At 50.1% G+C, this 20,716-nt stretch carries 15 protein-coding genes; 5 read left to right on the forward strand and 10 right to left on the reverse strand.

Features of this window, described 5'->3' with window-relative positions; genetic code table 11:
• Positions 1 to 19: 19 nt before the first annotated feature.
• From ACX1DY_RS28330 to ACX1DY_RS28340, 3 genes are all read right to left on the reverse strand, one after another.
• Complete coding sequence (locus ACX1DY_RS28330; protein WP_458967466.1) at positions 20 to 286, reverse strand: hemolysin XhlA family protein; 267 nt, start codon at positions 284 to 286, stop codon at positions 20 to 22.
• A 111-nt stretch (positions 287 to 397) separates the two neighbouring features.
• On the reverse strand, positions 398 to 8,122 hold the full coding sequence (locus ACX1DY_RS28335) for an HYR domain-containing protein (protein WP_458967467.1): 7,725 nt from the start codon (positions 8,120 to 8,122) through the stop codon (positions 398 to 400).
• A 93-nt stretch (positions 8,123 to 8,215) separates the two neighbouring features.
• Positions 8,216 to 8,347, reverse strand: a complete 132-nt coding sequence (locus ACX1DY_RS28340) for a hypothetical protein (protein ID WP_458967468.1) — start codon at positions 8,345 to 8,347, stop codon at positions 8,216 to 8,218.
• Positions 8,348 to 8,859: 512 nt separating this feature from the next.
• Between ACX1DY_RS28340 and ACX1DY_RS28345 the strand changes: the two genes are divergently transcribed.
• Positions 8,860 to 9,078: a helix-turn-helix domain-containing protein gene (locus tag ACX1DY_RS28345; RefSeq protein WP_458967469.1), complete on the forward strand. Its 219-nt coding sequence runs from the start codon at positions 8,860 to 8,862 to the stop codon at positions 9,076 to 9,078.
• Positions 9,079 to 9,397: 319 nt separating this feature from the next.
• Positions 9,398 to 10,345: a serine hydrolase domain-containing protein gene (locus ACX1DY_RS28350; RefSeq protein WP_458967470.1), complete on the forward strand. Its 948-nt coding sequence runs from the start codon at positions 9,398 to 9,400 to the stop codon at positions 10,343 to 10,345.
• Between the two features lie 12 nt (positions 10,346 to 10,357).
• Here ACX1DY_RS28350 and ACX1DY_RS28355 read toward each other — a convergent pair whose 3' ends face one another.
• Together ACX1DY_RS28355 and ACX1DY_RS28360 are read right to left on the reverse strand one after the other, a co-directional pair.
• The gene (locus ACX1DY_RS28355) at positions 10,358 to 11,116 is read right to left on the reverse strand and encodes a CPBP family intramembrane glutamic endopeptidase (protein WP_458967471.1); all 759 of its coding nucleotides are present in this window, start codon (positions 11,114 to 11,116) and stop codon (positions 10,358 to 10,360) included.
• 136 nt (positions 11,117 to 11,252) lie between these two features.
• Entirely contained in the window at positions 11,253 to 11,771 is a 519-nt protein-coding gene (locus ACX1DY_RS28360) for a hypothetical protein (protein ID WP_458967472.1), read from the reverse strand.
• Between the two features lie 409 nt (positions 11,772 to 12,180).
• Between ACX1DY_RS28360 and ACX1DY_RS28365 the strand changes: the two genes are divergently transcribed.
• Positions 12,181 to 12,609 carry a hypothetical protein gene (locus tag ACX1DY_RS28365; protein WP_458967473.1) on the forward strand — a complete coding sequence of 143 codons (429 nt, stop codon included), beginning with the start codon at positions 12,181 to 12,183 and terminating at the stop codon, positions 12,607 to 12,609.
• 63 nt (positions 12,610 to 12,672) lie between these two features.
• Here the strand turns inward: ACX1DY_RS28365 and ACX1DY_RS28370 are convergent, their stop codons facing one another.
• The 4 genes from ACX1DY_RS28370 to ACX1DY_RS28385 all read right to left on the reverse strand — a co-directional run bounded on the left by ACX1DY_RS28370 (position 12,673) and on the right by ACX1DY_RS28385 (position 16,971).
• On the reverse strand, positions 12,673 to 12,849 hold the full coding sequence (locus ACX1DY_RS28370; RefSeq protein WP_458967474.1) for a hypothetical protein: 177 nt from the start codon (positions 12,847 to 12,849) through the stop codon (positions 12,673 to 12,675).
• A 76-nt stretch (positions 12,850 to 12,925) separates the two neighbouring features.
• Complete coding sequence (locus tag ACX1DY_RS28375) at positions 12,926 to 14,917, reverse strand: chemotaxis protein CheW (RefSeq protein WP_458967475.1); 1,992 nt, start codon at positions 14,915 to 14,917, stop codon at positions 12,926 to 12,928.
• A gap of 16 nt (positions 14,918 to 14,933) precedes the next feature.
• Positions 14,934 to 15,359 (reverse strand): chemotaxis protein CheW, encoded by a 426-nt coding sequence (locus ACX1DY_RS28380; protein WP_458967476.1) that lies wholly within the window; start codon positions 15,357 to 15,359, stop codon positions 14,934 to 14,936.
• A 22-nt stretch (positions 15,360 to 15,381) separates the two neighbouring features.
• Positions 15,382 to 16,971: a methyl-accepting chemotaxis protein gene (locus tag ACX1DY_RS28385; RefSeq protein ID WP_458967477.1), complete on the reverse strand. Its 1,590-nt coding sequence runs from the start codon at positions 16,969 to 16,971 to the stop codon at positions 15,382 to 15,384.
• Positions 16,972 to 17,241: 270 nt separating this feature from the next.
• Here ACX1DY_RS28385 and ACX1DY_RS28390 point away from each other — a divergent pair, with 270 nt between their 5' ends.
• Both ACX1DY_RS28390 and ACX1DY_RS28395 read left to right on the forward strand, forming a co-directional pair.
• Positions 17,242 to 18,579, forward strand: coding sequence for an MFS transporter (locus tag ACX1DY_RS28390; protein WP_458967478.1), 1,338 nt, complete (start codon positions 17,242 to 17,244; stop codon positions 18,577 to 18,579).
• Between the two features lie 294 nt (positions 18,580 to 18,873).
• Positions 18,874 to 19,629 (forward strand): PIG-L deacetylase family protein, encoded by a 756-nt coding sequence (locus ACX1DY_RS28395; RefSeq protein WP_458967479.1) that lies wholly within the window; start codon positions 18,874 to 18,876, stop codon positions 19,627 to 19,629.
• Positions 19,630 to 19,646: 17 nt separating this feature from the next.
• Here ACX1DY_RS28395 and ACX1DY_RS28400 read toward each other — a convergent pair whose 3' ends face one another.
• The gene (locus tag ACX1DY_RS28400; RefSeq protein WP_458967480.1) at positions 19,647 to 20,501 is read right to left on the reverse strand and encodes a phosphotransferase; all 855 of its coding nucleotides are present in this window, start codon (positions 20,499 to 20,501) and stop codon (positions 19,647 to 19,649) included.
• Positions 20,502 to 20,716: the final 215 nt, after the last annotated feature.

The raw sequence follows: 20,716 nt of genomic DNA on the forward strand, positions 1-20,716 counted from the left end.
TAGTGTTCTTTCATTAAGGTTATCCAATCATTATTTTCAACAAAAGCCCTGCAGCCGCAATAAATAACCCCACACTGCTGATTATGGTTCCTACCAGCCACCGCTGGTTCTCCCCTTGCCGAACCTTCAATCTGGCCAGCTCATCCCGCATCTCATCTATGCGCAAATGTGCCGATTTGGTGCTCTGCATCGCCTCAAGCGCAATATCTCTTGCTGAGTTCATAATGTCGAGCTTTGTTTCTACGCGGGTCAACCGTTGTAATATTTCATTCATGTCATCTGGCATATAGTACCCCCGGAATGGAGCTGGTTGGTTGATCTCTCATATTAAGCTCCAGGCTACCGCATCCATTAGCGGACGGCAGCCTGGAAATAGCGCTTCATTGCTTTTATGTGCTTACGGTTCTATCCCTGCAATCAGATTTCCTGAGGAATAGACCGTAATTTTATTGGTATCTGTATAATCTGTTGCCGATGCATTGAAGGAATAATCATTAGTCTGGATGTAGTTAGAATAGTCTGATTTCCAGAATCTGCATTGAATTTCTACTTTTTCACCCGGCTTCAGACTTCCGGCACTTCTGGAGAAGCTGATCTCCAGGTAATAATTACTACCGGTCTTGCTAGTGGTCTTTTGGAAGCTTCCTGTGATATAGGACTGAATGGTGCTGCTGGAGCCCCATACCCGGGCGTAATCGGAGTAGAAGCCTTGCAGTTTCTCACCATCAATGGTGTAGTAGTATCTAAACTTGATATTCGAGAGCTGGATAGTGCTGTTGCTCGTATTCGTGAATAAGATTCTTGGAGCAATCGTATTCGTAACGCTCGCTCTGTTGGCATTGAACGACTCGACTTTAAACGTCTGAAATACGGTTACATACTGCACTGCCGTCGATACATTGCCGTTCGCATCGGTGGCGGTCCAGGTGACAGTTGTTTTTCCAACCGGGAATCCATCTGCAGGAGCATCGTTCTTCAGCGTATAGCCGAAAATATCGCTCGCTGTGGCTTGGCCCAACGTTACATTGGTGCGTGTTCCGGTCGCGGCTACAGATACATCTGCTGGGGCTTTAAGCACTGGCTTCGTCGTATCCACTACCGTAATCTTCTGCACGCCTGTGGTCACATTGCCGTTCTCATCCGTTGCCGTCCATTTTACTTCTGTTGTACCTAGTGCAAACTCTGCTGGGGCATTGCTGGTTACAGTGACTTTGAAAATGTCTGTGCCTTTTGCCTGGCCGACGTCCACCGGAGTCTTAAGTGCTGTTGCTTCGACTGTTTTGTCGGCTGGCAGGATCAGTCCTGGTTTTGTCGTATCCACTACCGTAATCTTCTGCACGCCCGTAGTCACATTGCCATTTTCATCTGTAGCCGTCCATTTCACTTCAGTTGTGCCCAGTGCAAACTCTGACGGAGCGTTGCTGGTTACGGTTACTTTGAAAATGTCTGTTCCTTTCGCCTGACCGACGTCCACCGGAGTCTTCAGCGCTGTGGCTTCGACCGTTTTGTCCGCTGGAAGCTCCAGATTCGGCTTCGTCGTATCCACTACCGTGATTTTTTGCACGCCGGTAGTCACATTGCCATTTTCGTCTGTAGCCGTCCATTTCACTTCAGTTGTTCCCAGTGCAAACTCTGACGGAGCGTTGCTGGTTACGGTTACTTTGAAAATGTCTGTTCCCTTCGCCTGGCCGATATCCACCGGAGTCTTCAGCGCAGTTGCTTCGACGGTTTTATCTGCCGGAAGTGTCAGTCCTGGTTTTGTTGTATCCACTACCGTGATCTTCTGCACACCTGTGGTCACATTGCCGTTTTCATCCGTTGCCGTCCATTTTACCTCTGTTGTTCCGAGTGCAAACTCTGACGGAGCGTTGCTGGTTACGGTTACTTTGAAAATATCTGTGCCTTTTGCCTGACCGATGTCTACCGGAGTTTTCAGCGCAGTCGCTTCGACGGTTTTGTCCGCTGGCAGCTCCAGAGTCGGCTTCGTCGTATCCACTACCGTGATCTTCTGCACGCCTGTGGTCACATTGCCGTTTTCATCCGTTGCCGTCCATTTTACCTCCGTTGTTCCCAGTGCAAACTCTGACGGAGTGTTGCTGGTTACGGTTACTTTGAAAATGTCCGTTCCTTTGGCTTCTCCGATATCTACCGGAGTCTTCAGCGCAGTTGCTTCTACCGTTTTATCCGCCGGAAGCTCCAGAGTCGGCTTCGTCGTATCCACTACCGTGATCTTTTGCACGCCTGTGGTCACATTGCCATTCTCGTCTGTTGCCGTCCATTTTACCTCCGTTGTTCCCAGTGCAAACTCTGACGGAGCGTTGCTGGTTACAGTTACTTTGAAAATGTCTGTTCCTTTGGCTTCTCCGATATCCACCGGAGTTTTCAGCGCAGTCGCTTCGACGGTTTTGTCAGCTGGAAGCGTCAGTCCCGGCTTCGTTGTATCTACTACCGTGATCTTCTGTACGCCTGTGGTCACATTGCCATTCTCATCCGTAGCCGTCCATTTTACCTCAGTTGTTCCCAGCGCATAATCTGCCGGAGCGTTGCTGGTTACGGTTACTTTGAAAATATCTGTTCCTTTGGCTTCTCCAATGTCCACCGGAGTCTTGAGTGCAGTTGCTTCTACAGTTTTGTCGGCTGGCAGGATCAGTCCCGGCTTCGTTGTATCCACGACCGTGATCTTCTGCACGCCAGTGGTTACATTGCCGTTCGCATCCATAGCCGTCCATTTTACCTCAGTTGTTCCCAGCACAAACTCTGCCGGAGCGTCGCTCTTTACAGTTACGTCAAAGATATCCGTCGCTGTTGCTTTACCAATCTCAACAGGCGTTTTGACTGCAGTGGCTTCCAGAGTGATATCTGCCGGAAGCTTGAGTACAGGCTTGACGGTATCCGTAATGGTTACTGTCACAATGCCAATCATTACATTTCCGTTGGCATCTTCGGCGGTCCAGGTCACTTTTGTCGTTCCGAGTGGGAATTTAGCTGTAATTGTCTCCCCGGAACTGATCGGCCCCTTGCCGCCGAACCCTGGCGCATCGGTTGTTAAGGTGAACGGGAAAATTTCCTGCACCTCAGGCACTTCCAGCTCAACAGGCGTTGAGAGCGCGGAAGCCTCACGAGTGATATGCAGCGAGCCTTTGAATTTCAGCAAAGGATTGGTTGTATCTGTAACTGTCACCTTCTGCACGCCGGTGGATACATTGCCATTCTCATCCTTGGCCGTCCAGGTGACCTCTGTCGTTCCCAGCGGATAGACTTCCAGAGCGTTGCTGGTTACAGTTACTTTGAAAATATCCGTTGCTGCCGCTTGTCCGATCTCCACTGGAGTCTTCACTGCGGTCGCTTCTACGGTCAGATCCTTCGGCACGGTTAGAACGGGTTTCGTTGTATCCACGACCGTGATCTTTTGCACGCCGGTGGACACATTGCCGTTCTCATCCTTCGCTGTCCAGATTACTTCAGTTATACCCAGCGGGTAGTCCGCAGGAGCATTGCTTGTAATAGTGTACTTGAAAATATCTGCCGCTGTGGCTTGCCCAATCTCTACAGGAGTTCTCACAGCGGTTGCTTCCACTTGAACATCCTTCGGCACATTCAGTACCGGCTTCGTTGTATCCACGACTGTAATCTTCTGCACGCCTGTGGACACATTGCCGTTCTCATCCTTGGCTGTCCAGAGGACTTCAGTTGTACCCAGCGGGTAGCTTTCAGGAGCATTGTTCATAATAATGTATTTGAAAATATCCGTCGCTGTAGCCATCCCAATCTCTACAGGGGTCTTCACTGCTGTGGCTTCCACCGTCAGATCCTTCGGCACAATCAGCACCGGCTTCGATGTATCCACTACCGTGATCTTTTGTATTCCGGTGGATACATTGCCGTTTGCATCTATCGCCGTCCAGACAACCTTTGTTGTGCCTAACGGATAAGACTCCGGAGCATTGCTGGTGATGTCAACTTTAAAAATATCCGCCGCTGTAGCCTGTCCAATCTCTACGGGGGTCTTCACCGCCGTGGCTTCCACTTGAATATCCTTCGGCACGGTCAAAACCGGTTTGGTCGTATCCACTACCGTAATCTTCTGCACGCCTGTGGATACATTACCGTTCTCATCCTTCGCAGTCCAGATAACCTCAGTTGTGCCCAGCGGGTAATCCTTCGGCGCGTTGCTTGTAATGGTCACTTTGAATAGATCTGTAGCTTCAGCCTGTCCAATCTCTACAGGAGTCTTCACCGCTGTGGCTTCCACTTGAACATCCTTCGGCACGGTCAGTACCGGCTTGGTCGTATCTGCTACCGTGACCTTTTGCTTACGGGTAGAGACGTTTCCATTCTCATCCTTGGCTGTCCAGGTTACCTCTGTAACTCCGATCGGGAAATTAGCCGGAGCATTACTCGTAATTTCGCTTACGCCGAAAATATCCGTGGCTGCCGGAGGTGTCAGCTCTACCGCTGTTTCACTGCCAGTTGCTTCAATCGTAAGATCCGGCGTGTCTGCAATAGCAGGCGCTGTTGTATCTACTACAGTAATCGTCTGTGTTTCGTTGCTGACATTGCCGTTCGCATCTGTAGCTTTCCAGGTCACAATCGTCTTGCCCAGCGGGAAGCTGGCCGGAGCATTGCTTGTAACGTTCACCGGGAACAGATCCGTAGCGGTCGCCTTGCCAATATTGACTGGTGTATTTACCGCTGTAGCCTCTACGCTGATATCCGCAGGTACCTTAAGAACCGGAAGCGTTGTATCGACTACAACAATTTTTTGAATCCCCTTAGATACTCTGCCATTGGCATCCGTAGCGGTCCAGGTAACTTCGGTTGTTCCAACCGGATAATCCGCCGGAGCATTGCTTGTTACCTTGACCGGGAAAATATCCGTCGCCGTAGCTTGTCCAATAACTACAGGCGATCTTACAGCAGTGGCTTCAATTTTAATATCCGCAGGCACATGGAGCACAGGATCGGTCGTATCGACAACCGTTACATTCTGTGTGCCGATTGCCACATTGCCGCTTGTGTCCTTAGCCATCCACGTTACCTTTGTGGTGCCTACCGGAAAATCATCCGGAGCGTCATTAATCACAGTGGTCTTGAACAAATCTGTTACGGTTGGCTCGCCAAGATCAACAATAGATCGAATTGCCGTCGCCTGGGCCGTAATATCCTCAGGTACGGTGAGAACAGGTTTGGTCGTATCCACTACTTTGATCTCCTGCGTACCTGTCGTTGCATTACCGTTCGCATCTGTAACCGTCCAGGTGACTGGCGTTAAGCCCAGCGGAAAATCTGCAGGAGCATCATTTTTAACCGTCACCGGGAAAATCTCAGTAATCACCGGCTTGCCAAGCTCCACCTTGGTGCGTTCACCGGTTGCTTCTACCGTTTTGTTACCGGGCAGCGTAACCAGCGGTTTTGTCGTATCCACAATTGTAATATTTTGCGTTCCCCTGGTGCTGTTGCCATTCTCATCGGTGGCTGTCCAGGTGACAACAGTTTTACCGATGGCAAAGCTGTCCGGGGCATTACTGGAAATCGTAACCTTGAAAATATCCGTAGCCGTTGCTTCTCCCAGCTCTACCGGCGTCTTGATTCCGGTTGCTTCCGCTGTAATATCCTTGGGCACAGTCAGCACAGGAGCCGTCTTATCGGTGACGGTGATAATCTGATCGGCCTCTGAGACATTGCCATGCTCGTCCGTGGCGGTCCAGGTAACCTTGGTAACACCAACCGGATAATCTGCCGGAGCATTATTGGTCAGCAGAACATCGAACAGATCGGTGGCCTTGGCCTGCCCGATTTCCAGCTTCATCCGCTTGGAGGTGGCCTCTACCGTGATGTCCTGCGGAATCGTCAGATTAGGTTTGGTTGTGTCCGTGATGGTAATCAGTTGATCGGCAAAAGAGGCATTACCGTTCTCATCAACAGCCTTCCAAGTGACCTTTGTAGTTCCCACTGGATAATCTGCGGGTGCATTATTCGTGATAGTCACTTTAAAAATATCTTTCGCCGTAGCCGTTCCGATGGCAACCGGCGTTCTTCTGGCCGTAGCTTCCTTCGTAATGTTCTCCGGCGCGCTCAGCTCCGGCTTGGTTCTATCGGCCACAATTACATTTTGTGTGGCTGTAGCCACGTTGCCGTTCGCATCCGTAGCGGTCCATGTGACCTCAGTGGTCCCGACAGGAAATTCCTTCGGAGCATTGTTCACCACAATGACCGGGAAAATATCCTTTCCTATCGCACCGCTCACTACGACCGGTGTTTTTACAGCGGTAGCTTCCACTACGATATCCCCCTGCACGGTAAGCAAAGGTTTCGTTGTATCTTTTACCGTAATTTTCTGCACCTGTGAGGAGGTATTTCCTACCGGGTCAACGGCAGTCCACTTAACGGTTGTAGTGCCGATAGGGAAATCTGCCGGAGCATCGTTCGTGATTGTGACATCCGGGATGGAAATATCCTGCACGGACGCTTTTCCAATATTGACAGGTGAGCGAACTGCCGTAGCTTCGATAGTGATATCTGCCGGTACGGTGAGTACAGGAATCGTTTTATCAATTTTTATCTCCGTCTTCTGCGAAGGAGTGGCATTTCCGGCTTGGTCTACAGCCCAGAACGATAGCGGGGTAATGCCCTCTGTCTGAACGGTAAACGCCGCCGTGGCCCCTGGAACAATCTTCTCTTCCCCGGCTGCGCCCAGAATATAATGGATTTCCTTCACGCCCGAATTGGCATCGGAGGCGGTCAGTGAGACTGTAACATTCGCGCTGTTCCAGCCCTTTGCGTTCGCTTCGGGGCTTAGAATGCTGGAAATGACCGGACCGCTTTTGTCAATTTTCACAGTGGCGGTTTTGGCTGGTTCGGCGTTCCCGGTTTTGTCCACAGCCCAATAACTGACTGTTGCGGTTCCCTCAGCGCTAAGCTCTATTTCCGCACTGGCGCCTGCAGTTTTGACCGGTTCGGCATCTCCTATCTTGTAGTAGACGGAATCTACCCCGGACAACGGGTCCGCTGCCGCAAAATGAAGGGTGACCTTATCATGGCTCCAGCTTCCGGAGTCCTCATTCGCCCCCGTTACCGTCGTCACCGGCGGGCTTTTGTCAATGTTGATAGGCCCGAAGGTGGTGATGGAATAATGGTTCTTGTCCTCGTCGCTTGTAGCTGCGCTGTCGATAGCCTTGCCTGTAGCCATCTGATTGGCACCTTCAGTAGAAAATACCTGATCGGCGGTCAAAAACTTGATCGGAGATAACGTATCCACCGCTGTGTAATGCACAGTCACGGAGCGGTTGGTCCATGTTCCTGCAATGTAGCTGCCTCCCGCAGCGTTTACGGCAGTTGCTGTAATCGTTGGCGGAGTTGTGTCGATCAGGTTAGAGCCTACCGCTCCGACCTCTACGCGGAAGGTTACCGGCTGGAGGCCCGGAACAGTGGCTTTTACCTCCAAGGTTTTGATAACCCCTGTGCTCTTGGAATAGACCTGGAAGCCTTCTCCCACATACCCGGTGTAGGTGTTGGCGGCAGAAGCGTAACCATTTGCATCTGTCATGACGGTGACTCCATTGCTGTTAAGACCTCTCATCACCGCGGTTATGGTGCTGTCTTCCGAGGCTGTGAAGGTAACCGGAACACCTGCAAGCGGATTGCCCGCCAGGTCCTTGACGGCTACAACCTGCGGAAGCATAAAACCCCGGCCGCCCGGGATAACACCCGAGGCCTGTGCTAATTTGATCTGCTGCAGGGGCGGCGAGACTGCGCTCATTGTCCCCTCCACATCGCTCATGGCGAACAAGCTCATGGATAGAGAGCCCCGGTGCAGGATCACTCCCAGTGTCGGGTCTATGCCATATACCGAATCATATACGGAATCACTGACTGAATCGCTGACTAAATCTTTTACCGGCACCACATTCGTTACCGGTTCAGCAGGAGGCTCCGTACCATACACCGCCGCATAGGCTTTGCCTGCTTCCGCACCCGGCGGGTCAATCGAAAGGCTCTTTTCAGAACCAAAAACAGCGCCGGGAGCCACCATTAGAATCAGCAGGGCCAAGCCAAGCCATTTGGCGATGATGCCCTTGCCTCCATGCTGCACACGCTTAAATCCTTTTTTTGAATGTTTCATCATGCATCCCCTTACTTTTTTAGTGATGAACGAAACTATGATTAAGACTGCATACCCCTCCTTTAATAATCAAAGGGAACTCAGAGCCGCTTTTTACAACTGTTTGTTGCGATTTACATAATATTCGATTTTCGTTTCCAGCCACACTTCCATATCTCCCAGAGCAAGCCTCTGCTCCAGCCCGGCAATTGTTTTAAGAATCTCAGGTGTAAAAACCTCCTTCACCGCCATCACCTCCAAGTAGGTATAAAATCGACATTAAGACATTACATTTCCTCATAATTAATGGTAATTGAGAGAGTATTTTAACAACTTTAAGAAGATAATTAGAAATCATGTAAATTTATGTTTTTGCTAGTTGTGGAATCTATGGAATATTCTACTTGTTATATGAGGAGATCAATCTATTCGAATCAACAATGACATGGGGGAGTAGCGATGATTACCTGTGATGACGAGCTAGTAGAAACCTGTAGAAAGTTATTGAAACGCTCAGCATGGAGAATCCAGTATAAGACTCGTATTCAGCAAATCAGAGAGTGCGGTCCGCTGTATGACAATCAGGTTTTTGACAACAGCTTTGAGAGTATGGTCATATCAGAGCTGTTTGTAGACGAATTGCTGGAAACGCTCCCTTGGGAGAAATGCAGGTACATAATTAAGAAGACTGTAATTGATGGGATACCTGAGCAAGAAGTGGCAAAGGAATTGCACATGACTCAACAGGGGGTTAGCAAATGGAAACGAAAGGGCTTAGAAATCCTGAAGGAATATCTCATCACTTCGTTGAAACAGTAAAAAAGGCGCAAAGCGGGGACAAAGACTCTATGGAGGATATTCTTACCCTCTTCTCGGGAGACATCGAATATTTATCCAAATTTATTATGCTTCCCCGGGAAGAAGCGATTCAAACCCTGAAGATTGAACTCATTAACATTGTGTATCAGGATTTATGAGGTAAACAAGCAAAGGCGAGCCGTTAGTACATATCATCTACCTTAATTTTGACAATGAGGCCATAATTTCATTATAAAGAGCTGCCCTTGAGAACAGGGCAGCTTTTACTATAAATATAAGAATTTATATGTTTCACTCTATAAATTATCCTTCTATTTCTCGCTGAAACGAATACCTGAAAGCGATACGGAGTATCGCTGCTTCGGAAGCTTAGGCTTCTTTTAAGGACGGCGTAGCCGTTTCCACTTGTGTATGGATATACTTAGGGGTAATGGGTTATTCTTATGATCTGCACTTCATCGTGAAAGGACGGAACCTATGAATTTGTCTACACTATCTGAAGCCATTGCACCGCTGAATTTGAGAAGCTGCCTAATCAGCCGCGAGGGCCGGCTTGTGTTCGAGCATTATCGGGATGAGCACACAGCGAAGGAGATTGCCAAGATCAACTCCTGCACCAAAAGCGTACTCTCCGCGCTGATCTGCATCGCTATGGATCAAAGCCTACTGCCGCAGCCCTCTGCTCCGGCAGCACAATTTTTCCCGCAATTGCAGGCGGGCAAGGATGTGCGCAAACAGGAGATTACGCTGGAACATCTGCTCACCATGTCGGCCGGCTTTAAATGGAACGAGTTCGGCGGGCTGAATTCCTTCCCCAAGATGACCAAATCCCCTAATTGGGTTGAGTATGTACTGGAGCAGCCGCTTGCAGCCGATCCCGGCACGCGCATGGAATACAACTCTGGGGTGTCGCAACTGTTATCCGCCATTCTGGTTCAGGCTTCGGGAATGACAACGGCGGAGTTTGCCGGGCGCTACCTATTCGGGCCGCTTGGAATCGAAGCTTATGAATGGGAGCAAGATCCTCAAGGCATCCACACCGGAGGCTTTGGGCTCCGGCTGCGCCCCGCTGATCTGCTGAAATTTGGGCAGCTCTATTTGCAGCAAGGCGTCTGGGAGGGTAAACCGGTTATTTCGCGGGAGCAAGTCGCCCGTTCAACGGAAGCTGTACTTCTCGTAGAAGCTCCCTTCCACGGCGGGTACGGCTGGCATTGGTGGACAGATGCCTATCCGCTGGCCTCAAAGGGTAGAGCAGAGATGCAATATTACTACGCCCGGGGCTACGGAGGCCAATTTGTATATGTTCTGCCGGAGCTTGCAGCCGTCGTTGTCCTCACACAGGACAAGCAGGGCAAGAGCAGCGCTCCGGCCGAAGTATTCCGTGAGCTTATTGCTCCTGCGCTTGCCAGTCCAAGCGGGCTTTGAGCGTCCGCAGACTTATGCAGATAGATTATGGCTTTGCTTCCGGCGCGACAGGACAACAACTAAGTAGATTCCGTACAGGAGATACAGGATATTCAGTAGCGATACCACCAGAATTTCCTGATCCAAATTTTCATTGCTGACCATAGCCAGCGCGTCATAGATAAAATGAAACGCAACCAAAGGAATGATGTTGTCTGCGGTTTCAATTAAGAGCGCCAGAATACAGCCCAGCAGAAGAGCGTTGACCACTTGCAGTAGGATATGTATAAGCTCGGTTCCGTTTAGCGCATTCGCCATATGTAGAATACCAAAAAATACGGACGAAAAAACAATATAAAACACAGGTCCCTTAAAACGCAGCCTTTCCCGGATGATTCCTCTAAAAATCGTTTCTTCGGTGAAGCCGACCAGAACCGTCAACAGAAGTATACTTGCAACCTCGATTCCGGACAGGTCAAAGTTGATGCCACTCATAGCCGGCTGGAGCAGCGCGATGATCAGCAAGGGGATGTAGTACAACGCCTGCTGTGCCTTCGCCGCATTTATTTTTTTGAATCCGAAGCTCGCCAGTGAGCGGCCATTTCTGGTCATATAGATGATAACAATCACTGCCATGACGAAAAATGCGCAAGCCTGGGAGAACCTTACGCCCGTATCGTCAAGCTCCATAATGGATGCAGCGGCGGATGCCACGGAGACCAATAAGGTCAACACAACTCCCAGCATAATTGAAAATAATACCGGGTGCCCTTTTACAGTATTTTCTTTCATTCTTTAGCTCCTTTTGGCGGATTTTTGTTAATCGACCTGCGAGGTCAATATTGGATCAATTGTAATACCTTCCTTATCATTATACTATCAAAAAAAATCCAGAGAACGGGTGTGATCAACCCGCTTCTGGATTTATTTAATGCTGTCCTGCCTCTCCGCTAATGTCTATGCGATGTCCATCCTGAGTAGTAGCGTAAACTTTCCAATCCCCGGAAACCCCGCTGCCGTCGGCCATTCGGAACGTTCTTGTCAGCTCTTGTCCAGCCTTTAATTCCACATATCCGTACTCATGAGTTCCACGGTATACATTGAAGATAACATTGCCCGAGGCGCCGTTGTTTTTAAGGTAAATCTTTAATTCAGTGCCGTAGTCTGGAACCGCTGTGAATGAATTTTCAAAACTGCCCCCCTGCTGTCTAAACTCTCTTATGTATAAAACACCTTCCTGCGAGATTGTACCCGAACCGCCTTCAATTTCTATTGCCTCTGCTGCCGGACGTGCTGTCGCCTGTGCCCCTTCCTCTGCCATCGCTTGGCCGTCCGCCGCCGGTTTCCAGACTACCAGAAGCATAAGTAAGATAGAAATTGCCGATGTCATGACGATTACATATGTACGGAACCACTTTTTCCGCATCGGATTTTCTGCTTTCAGCATATTTACTTCCCCTTTTGGCTTTCAGAATTGTTCCATTTTTTCATGTGATTTGATTCCTTTATTTTACAACATTTTATTCTATAAAAGTTGAACTAAAGAAAATATAAAAAGGGCAGAAGTGACGGAGGCGAAGTTTGGATACTTACGGAGCGGTAGCGACCGCCTGAGAGCTTTCCGTAGGAAAGCTGGCCGTATGATTAGGCTGTCTGCGGATTTCCACCGCGAACAGCGGTATAAATCAAGAAATCTGCAGGCGGGCAGCGGCCGGAATTCCAAACATTCCCCGCAGTTACGACCAGACCCCACTATAGAAATCTATAGTTGGACCACGCCTAATATACCAGTGGGCAAAAGTGAGATAAGCATGTTATAATCTCTTAATCCGTGTAATAGAAAATTATTCCCAGTCATGCAGGGATTCAGGAGGGTCATAGTCATCACGAACAGTCACATCCGCATTGTGAAAGTATCCGCAGAAATAGAGAAAGATGAATATGAATTTAAAGTCAGTCACTGGCGGCTGCTGCTGGAGACTAATCGTTATTACGAGATTAAGCCAGAGAACGGCCCGGTTAAAAGAATTTTTAAAGAAAAGCTGAACACTATCGTTGATGAAACCAAGTCCTATACGGACGGTTTTCTCGCCTGTTCGGCCTTTTGTGATGAGGACCGCATTGATGAAATGCAATTGGAAATCCTGAAGAATTTGCAGCTCAAGATCAATGTCTATATGAATGAGCTTCAGCTCAATCAAAAGGCAATTGATGAGCAATTCCTTTGTTCCAAGACTGAAGTTTTGCAGGGATCGCAGCCTGAACGGGATATGCCGGTTCGATGAAATAGCCGAGGGGACCACAATGTTATTTCTTTGTGGTCCCCTCGGCTATTTGTGCTGCAGCTTTTACAGAAGATTCGCGTTCTTCACGGCATGCTCCCAGCTGGGGAAATAATGCAGCGCACTGCGCATCAGCTCCGGATCTTGCTGCTTGACTTGCTTTTTATTCACAGTTCCGCCACTCGCCTGAAGCTGCCGAATCCGGCTGATCACTTCATCTGATCCCAGTGTAATATCCATCATCCCACCCCTTTCCTGGTGTTTCTTACCATATTTTTCACAATCGCTGCGATTTCTATACGCTTCCGCAGCGATGGTACTAATGGCTTACCAGGTAAGAAGCATCCAGAATAAGGGCAACCCGGCCATTACCCAGAATGGTCGCGCCGGAGAGATGGTTCATTGTCCCGAGATAATCGCCCAAGGATTTGATGACAACCTCCTGGTTGCCAATGATTTCATCCACGGCAAAGGCTGCGATCTTATCAACGGATCTGACAATCACCAAAGGAATCGTTTTGGAGCTTCGTTCCATGCGCGGGTAGTGCAGCTTGTCCCCCAGCCAGGAGAGCGGCACAATCCGGCCATGATTGAGAATGGCCCCTGCCCCCTGGACAGTCTGAATCTCTTCGGGAGCAATCCGCACAATTTCGGCTACATTATACATCGGGAGAATCAGCACCCGGCCAGAGACGCTCACAAGCAACCCCTTAATAATGGCCAGGGTAAGCGGCAGGCGGATGGTGAATGCAGTGCCTTTACCCGGCTCTGTTTCGATATCTATGATCCCGTTCAGCCGGCCAATCTGACTTCGCACGATATCCATTCCGACCCCACGCCCGGACACGTCGCTTACCTCGGAAGCAGTCGAGAAGCCAGGCTCGAAGATCAGATTAACTGCTTCCTGGGCTGTTAAATATCCGGCCTGTTCTTCCGTAATAATGCCTTTGCCCAGTGCGGAGGCCTTTATTTGGCTGGCGTCAATGCCTTTCCCGTCATCTTCCAGACGGATGACCACATGGTTCTCTTCGTGAAAGGAGGTAAGCGTGATCCGTCCCTTAGCCGGCTTGCCCCTATCCGTCCGCACTTCCGGGCTCTCGATCCCGTGGTCAGCGCTGTTGCGGATCAGGTGGATCAGCGGGTCGCTTAGCTCCTCTATAATCATCCGGTCAAGCTCGGTCTCACCGCCCTGTATCAGCAGTTCAATATCCTTGCCCAGCTTCTGGGCCAGATCTCTTACCAGACGCGGGAAACGGTTGAACAACTGATCAATCGGCAGCATGCGTGTCTTCATTACACCTTCCTGCAGCTCCTTGATCAGCCTGCCCATGTGATCCGACACACCGCCAATACCCGGCAGCACCTTGGCGGGGTCGTCACGCAGTCCGGCAGCACTCAAATCCGCCAAGGATGTCTGCTCAATCAGCAGCTCACCAACCAGATTCATCAGATGATCGAGGCGCTCCACGTTGACCCGGACCGTTGGATGGCTGCCTTTCCCCCGCTCTTCGGACTGCGTAACAGTCTGAGGGGCTTTTGGCGCTTCGGAATCGGCAGCCTCCCTTGCACTCCCCGCAGAGCCTCCAAGCTGGTACAGTGTCACATCCACACTCTGGATATCAGAGTCACTACGAAGCTGCTCCTGCACGAGCTGCCGATCCTTGGTCGTGGCCGTTATAACGGCAAACCTGCCGAAGCGTTCATCCTCATCCGCACCTGAAGCTGCGGCAGGCGAAAGTGTAACGGCAATGATGGTACCGCATAGATCCTCGATCCGCTGCAGGAGGATATAATGTCGTGCCGCCTTCATCAGACAATCTTCTTTCAGCGTAATGCTTACAGCAAGCAACTGCTGTCCAGCTGCGGCAGCCTCCTCGGCCTTAAGCAACTCCGCCGCGCTCAAAGCCTGCAGCCGGACCGGCTCCTGACGCTCAGGATTGTTAATCAAAGACTTGATCTCTGACACAACAGCACGGCAGTCGGAGAATGCTTCTCCACTGATGTACTGGCTGCGCAGCAGCTTCATCGCATCCAGCGCCCGAAACAGAGTATCAATCAACACCGCCGTAATCTCCGGCTTCTTCTCCCTTACCCATTCCAGGGCATACTCGACTTCATGGGTCAAATCGCTCATTTCCCGGAAGCCCATCGTTGAGGATGACCCCTTGATCGTATGCGCAGCACGGAAAATCGTTTGTATCAGCTCTGAAGTCGGTGAATGCTCCAAGGCAAGCAAGGATTGGTCGATCCGCTCCAGTTGGTCGTTCAGCTCCTCTATGAAAATATCGCGGTAGGCTGACAGCTCCATCATCTTATTGTTCTCCTTCCTAACCGCCGAGTATTTCCTCTAGCTTCAGAATGCCGATCAGCTCATCGCCGCGTTGTCCAATCCCCAGAAAAACACCTTCCCGGCTGCGGCTTTGCCCGGCTGACGGAGGATGAATCTCGCCGTAAGTGGTCACCTTATTTACCTTATCTACAATTAATCCCACAAATTCATCCCGGAAGCGAACCACAATAATCCGCGTAGCCCGGGTATAAGGCTCATCGGGCATCCCGAGCAAATTGCGCAGGCTCATAACGCAGACTACCTTGCCCCGAAGGTTGACTACCCCCTTCACTTCACTTTTACTGAAGGGGATATCCGTAATGGCGAGCATTTTGATAATTTCATGGATTTCTTCGATGCGAATCGCACAGGTTTCGGCGCCTACGGCAAGCTCAATATATTGTTCCTTTTGCAGCGTGGACATGATTTCACCTTCAATCTGTGAATTAATGAGTCTTGAATGCCGCAGCGGAGTTGGCCAGCTCTTCCGAGAGCTGCGCCAAGGCTTGGCAGGTTGCTGCCGTTTCTTCCGAAGCGGCGGCAGATTCCTCACTTGAGGCCGATATGGATTCAACCGAGCTCATCACTTCAGCAGCCTGAGCCGATTCTTCTTCACAGGCCGCAGCAATCTCATTGACCTTGAGCGCGGAGTTGTTCACCATGCTGATAATTTGCTCAAACGCCTGGCTGGTCATTGAAGATTGCTCCACGCTTTCGCCGACAGCCCGGACGCTCTGTTTCGTATTTTCCTGCATGGCCTTGATAATCTTCGTAATTTCCTTCGTTGCGTCACTGCTGCGTTCTGCCAGCTTACGAACCTCATCGGCTACAACCGCAAAACCGCGTCCCTGCTCGCCGGCACGTGCAGCTTCAATCGCCGCATTCAGAGCCAGCAGATTAGTCTGCTCGGCAATATCGTCAATGACCTCAATGATGTCGCCAATTTTATGGGAATCCTCTTCAAGCTGACTCATCTTCTGATTCACTGCCTGCATACCCTGAAGCGAAGCTTCAACTACATATCCGCCTTCACGGGCAGTTTTGACCGTATCATTGGACAGCTCGGCGGCTTCCTCCGCGCTTTCAGCCACAGAGTTGATTGCTATGGACAGCTCTTTGAAAAGCTCAGTAATGCTTGCTGCTGCGGACGACTGGCTGGTGCTCGTACTGGCAATCTCTTGTGTGCTTGCAGAAATCTGCTGTGAGGAGGCGGCGACGCTTTGGGAATTCATCACGATGCCGTTAATCAGCTCCTTCAAATTGTCAACCATCCGGTTCAGCGCGGCTGCCAATTGTCCAACCTCGTCCTTCGAGGAAATCTGTGATTTTTGCGTCAGGTTTCCATTCGCCACCTCAGAGGCAAGCCCGAGCATCTGCAGCAGCGGCCGCGAAATGGATCTGGCAATGTAATAGCCGATTAGAATACTGATCAGGACTGCGCCCACAACAGTGGAAATAGTAATGACCAGCGCCGAAGAATAGGTATCCTGGGAATTGCGGTTAGTCTCTTCCGCCAGCTTCACATTAACCGTAATCAGATCCGTCATATCCTTAGTAACAAGCTCCCCTTGCGCTGCAAGCTCCTCTTTTTGAAACTTAAAAAAAGCCTCCGTACCCTCTTGCTCTGCCAAGAGAAGACCTTGATCAAACAGCTTCTTATATTTCCCGTAATCATCATCATAGGCGCGCAGCAGATTCTGCTCTTCCACAGTAGTGGCAAGCGGCCGGTAATTGTTCACCTTCACATCAATGTCCTGACGGGCGGCTGCAATTTCTTCTTTGAGTCTGGAAATTTCCGCAGCATCCTTAGAGATATTCAGATCCCGCAGATTAACCCTTGTTTTCTGATAGTTGATTTGGGCAGCGGAGAGATCTCTTACCGAGATCAGATTATTGCCGTACATCGCTTTCATATTCGTGTTTGCAGTACGCAGTGTGAAGATCGAATACACTCCCAGTCCTGTCAGAATCAAAGCAACGATTAGAAACGCAGAAATGATTTTTGTTGCTGTCTTCATGTTAGCGTACCATTTCATACCAAATTCCCCCTGAGGTTAGCTTTTGCGTCCAGCCCAATAGGCGTGCAGTGCACTGCCCGGCGGACAGCTTAGCTCCTTTTTCGACATTTTTCGTTGTTTTTTTAATAGCTAACATTCGCAATAGTGAAATTTGTGTATTCAGCCTTCTGTCGCCTGCCGGATACATCTGAGCTATGGGCTTGACAATAGAAGCAAATCAGCTATAAATAAACATAATTAGCAAATGGTTCTACCCCACAATACATATACAGAAAAGAGGGCTGTCCATTGGGGACAAAAGTATCCTTGGCAGAGAAAATGGCGTTCTCCGGCGGTTTGCTGGGCCAAAATATGTTATACAGCTTTATGTCGATGTACATTTTATTCTTCTATACCGATTTACTTGGCATCCCGGCAACTGCAGCCAGCGTTATTCTGGTAACCGCAAGTATATTTGACGCCTGTCTGGACCCGCTTATGGGCATGATTACCGACAAAACCCGCTCCAGATGGGGCAAATTCAGACCTTATCTGCTGTTCGCCCCCTTCCTGATCGCCGCAGCTACCGTCCTGTGCTTCTGGGATTTCGGGGGTTCCCCCACATCGACGCTTGTTGTCGCCACGGTCTCCTATTTGCTCTGGGGAATGCTCTATACGGTCTGCGATACCCCGCTCTGGGCAATCTCCTCCGTGATCTCCACAGATCCGGGTGAACGGACGTTAATTGTCACCTTAGGCAAAATAGGCGGAACCATCGGCGCAGTAGTTATCACCACTCTTGGTATCCAGCTCCTGCTCGCCTTCGGCGGCGAAAGAAGCACCGGGGCCTATCTGTATTCAGCAATCATTGTGGCCGTCATTGCCGCATTAACTATCTTTTTGACCGGACTGATCTCCAGAGAAAGAGTTGCTCCTTCCAGCGAGAAAATTCCCTTCAAAAAAAATCTGCAAACGATCTATAAAAATAAACCGCTGCTTACCCTGCTCGCCGCTCTGCTGATTATCAACTTGGTCACGGGCATCAGACAGAGCATTCAACTGTATTATGTCGTGTATGTATGGGGCGATGCCAGCTACGGAACACAGCTTGGGATCAGCCTCGTGGTCGGGATGCTGCTGGGTATGATCGCAACACCCCGGCTGCTGGGCCGCTTTTCCAAAAAAAATGTGTTTGTCTGCTCCTGCATCCTTGGCAGCCTGTCCTGTGTTGTTCCTTATCTGCTCGGAGATCAGAATATCCTGTTCACGCTGGTGTTCTTCGGGGTCAGCTTCTTTTTCTCCGGAATGACTATCATTGTAAGTACCTCCATGCTGCTGGATACGATTGATTATTCGGAGTGGAAGCTGGGCTTCCGGGGGGAAGGGATTGTCTTCTCAACGAACACCTTTATTACCAAGTTCAGCGGGGCGGTGTCCAGATTGATTATCGGAGCAAGCCTTGGCTTCCTGAACTATGTGGAGAATCAGCCGGTTACACCAAATCTTCAGCATGGTCTTAGCTTCGTGATGTTCTTGTTGCCTGCGCTGTGCTTTCTTGCTGCCATTATCCCCATCCTGTTCTATAATATTAGCGATAAGCAAAGGGCACGGATATTGATAGATTTAGAGAAAAGCCGGTCTGTATAGGCGCGGGAAACTCATTGGCTATATAAATTGAAATAAAGAAGGCATAAAACGGGTAGAAGTGCGGAGGGGAAGTTTGGAACTGTAGGAGCGGTAGCGTCCGCCTGAGAGCTTTCCGTAGGAAAGCTGGCATCGTAAGCATAAGCTGTCTGCGGATTTCCACCGCGAACAGCGGTATAAATCAAGAAATCTGCAGATAACAGCGGCCGGAAGTCCAAACATTCCCCGCAGTTACGACCAGACCCCAATATGAGAATCTAATGTTCAATTTAAATAGAATAAAAGGAGCGATTGAATATGGATTCAGCAACACTGGTTAATCTTATGGCCCCGCCCGACCTTACGGGCTGCAGCAAAATATTGTGTGTGCAGCCGCACCCGGATGACAATGAGGTCGGGATGGGCGGAATTATCGCGTCTTTTGCCGGGAGGGGTTGTGAAATCCATTACTTAACCGTGACAAACGGTGATCTTGGAGCAATGGATGATAAGCTGTCTCATCAGGAAATCGCAGCGATCCGCCTGCGGGAGCTGGAGGAAGCAGGCCGGTCGCTTGGGGCCACGGTGTTCCATCAATTGCAGCATGGCGACGGCACGCTTGCGCATATCCCGGCGTTGGCGGCGGAAATTGCCGAAGTCATCCGCACCGTACAGCCGGACGCCATCTTCTGCCCCGATCCGTGGCTGGCCTATGAAGCCCACTATGATCATATCGTCACCGGACGGGCGGCAGCACAGGCCTTCTTGTCCTCAGGTCTTCCGCTTTACCCCAGAGGGACAAGCTCCCGGGCTTGGCAGCCGAAGGCTATCGGCTTCTATTTCACCGCTGAACCCAATACGGTGATTGATATCACCCCGTACTTTGAGCAGAAATTTGCCGCCATGGCGCTGCATCGCAGCCAATTTAATGAGGAAATGCTGCAATTATACCGCCTCTATTTCCATACGAAAGGCCGGCAGCTTGCCGAAGGCAAGGGTTTCGAAATCGGCGAAGGGCTGAAGGTGCTCTCTCCTCTGCATCTGCATTGTTTTGTGGATGCCGGATTGGTGTAGCGGACCGGGAACTGCAATCAGACCAGATGAACCCGCCAATTCTCCCAGGCCAGCAGATAATCTTCCAGATCCTGCGGATGCACCCTGGCACAAATTCCGATCCGGCAGTAGAGCTGAAAAATCACTTCATGGATCAATCTGGAGCGGTCTACCGTTTTGTGCTTGAGCTGATCATAAGCTGTGAACAATGTTTCCAGATTCAGGTCATCCGGCGAGGAGCAGAATGCGTAGGTAAAGTCATAGATCAGCGGCCCCGCCATAGGGGAGGGATCAATAACACCAGCAAGCTCCTGTTCACGGAACACCAAATTATGGACGCCTGTATCCCCATGCAGTAAATATTTATCCTCACAGCTAGAGATTTGCTCACCAAGAAGTTTCACCTTCCGGTAGTCTTCGAGGGGCAGGAGATCACCCACACTGCTGCGGGCGATCTCCAGACTCAGCGAGTTGAAGCTGGCCCAGGAGTCATGGAGCCGCCCGGCTCCTCCCCATTGCTCGGCCTGGGTAATCTCATAATGGTTCAAGAGATGATGCACCAGAAGCGTCAGCCATTTGATTTTGGAGCCGCGTTGAACATGCGTGGTACCTTCAATGTATGAATACACCATGTACGTATTGGCAGGATCGGCATACAGCAGCTTGGCAAGCAGTGTGCTGCCGGCATAAGCCCGATGCAGATCCACTGCGGCTGAAACGCTCTGCGGGTGATCCACTTTTAGCACGTATTTCACTTCTCCACTAACTGCAAGCCTGTACACCTGCCCGTCCGTGCTCCCGTACAGCTTACCCGCCACCTCACAGCTTCCTTCAATAATCCCTTTTTGAATCAGCGTATCTATAATCTCTGAAATCTGCGCCAGTTCAAGCACTGGATTCCCTCCTAAATAAAATGTATCTCTACATTATAAATTCGACTATCGAGTGAGTAACAGGTAAAGTTTGATTATAGTGTGAATACTCCCACCGCCTATAGAGGCGGGGGCTTCTTGTTTCGACGATCGCTGCCTTTTTGTAGAAAGGTCTTACATGATCTCCACAAGCGTTCGATGCAGTATGCATCCCGTTCGGGGCAAACCCTCCCTAC

Source organism: Paenibacillus sp. BAC0078 (assembly GCF_054483875.1).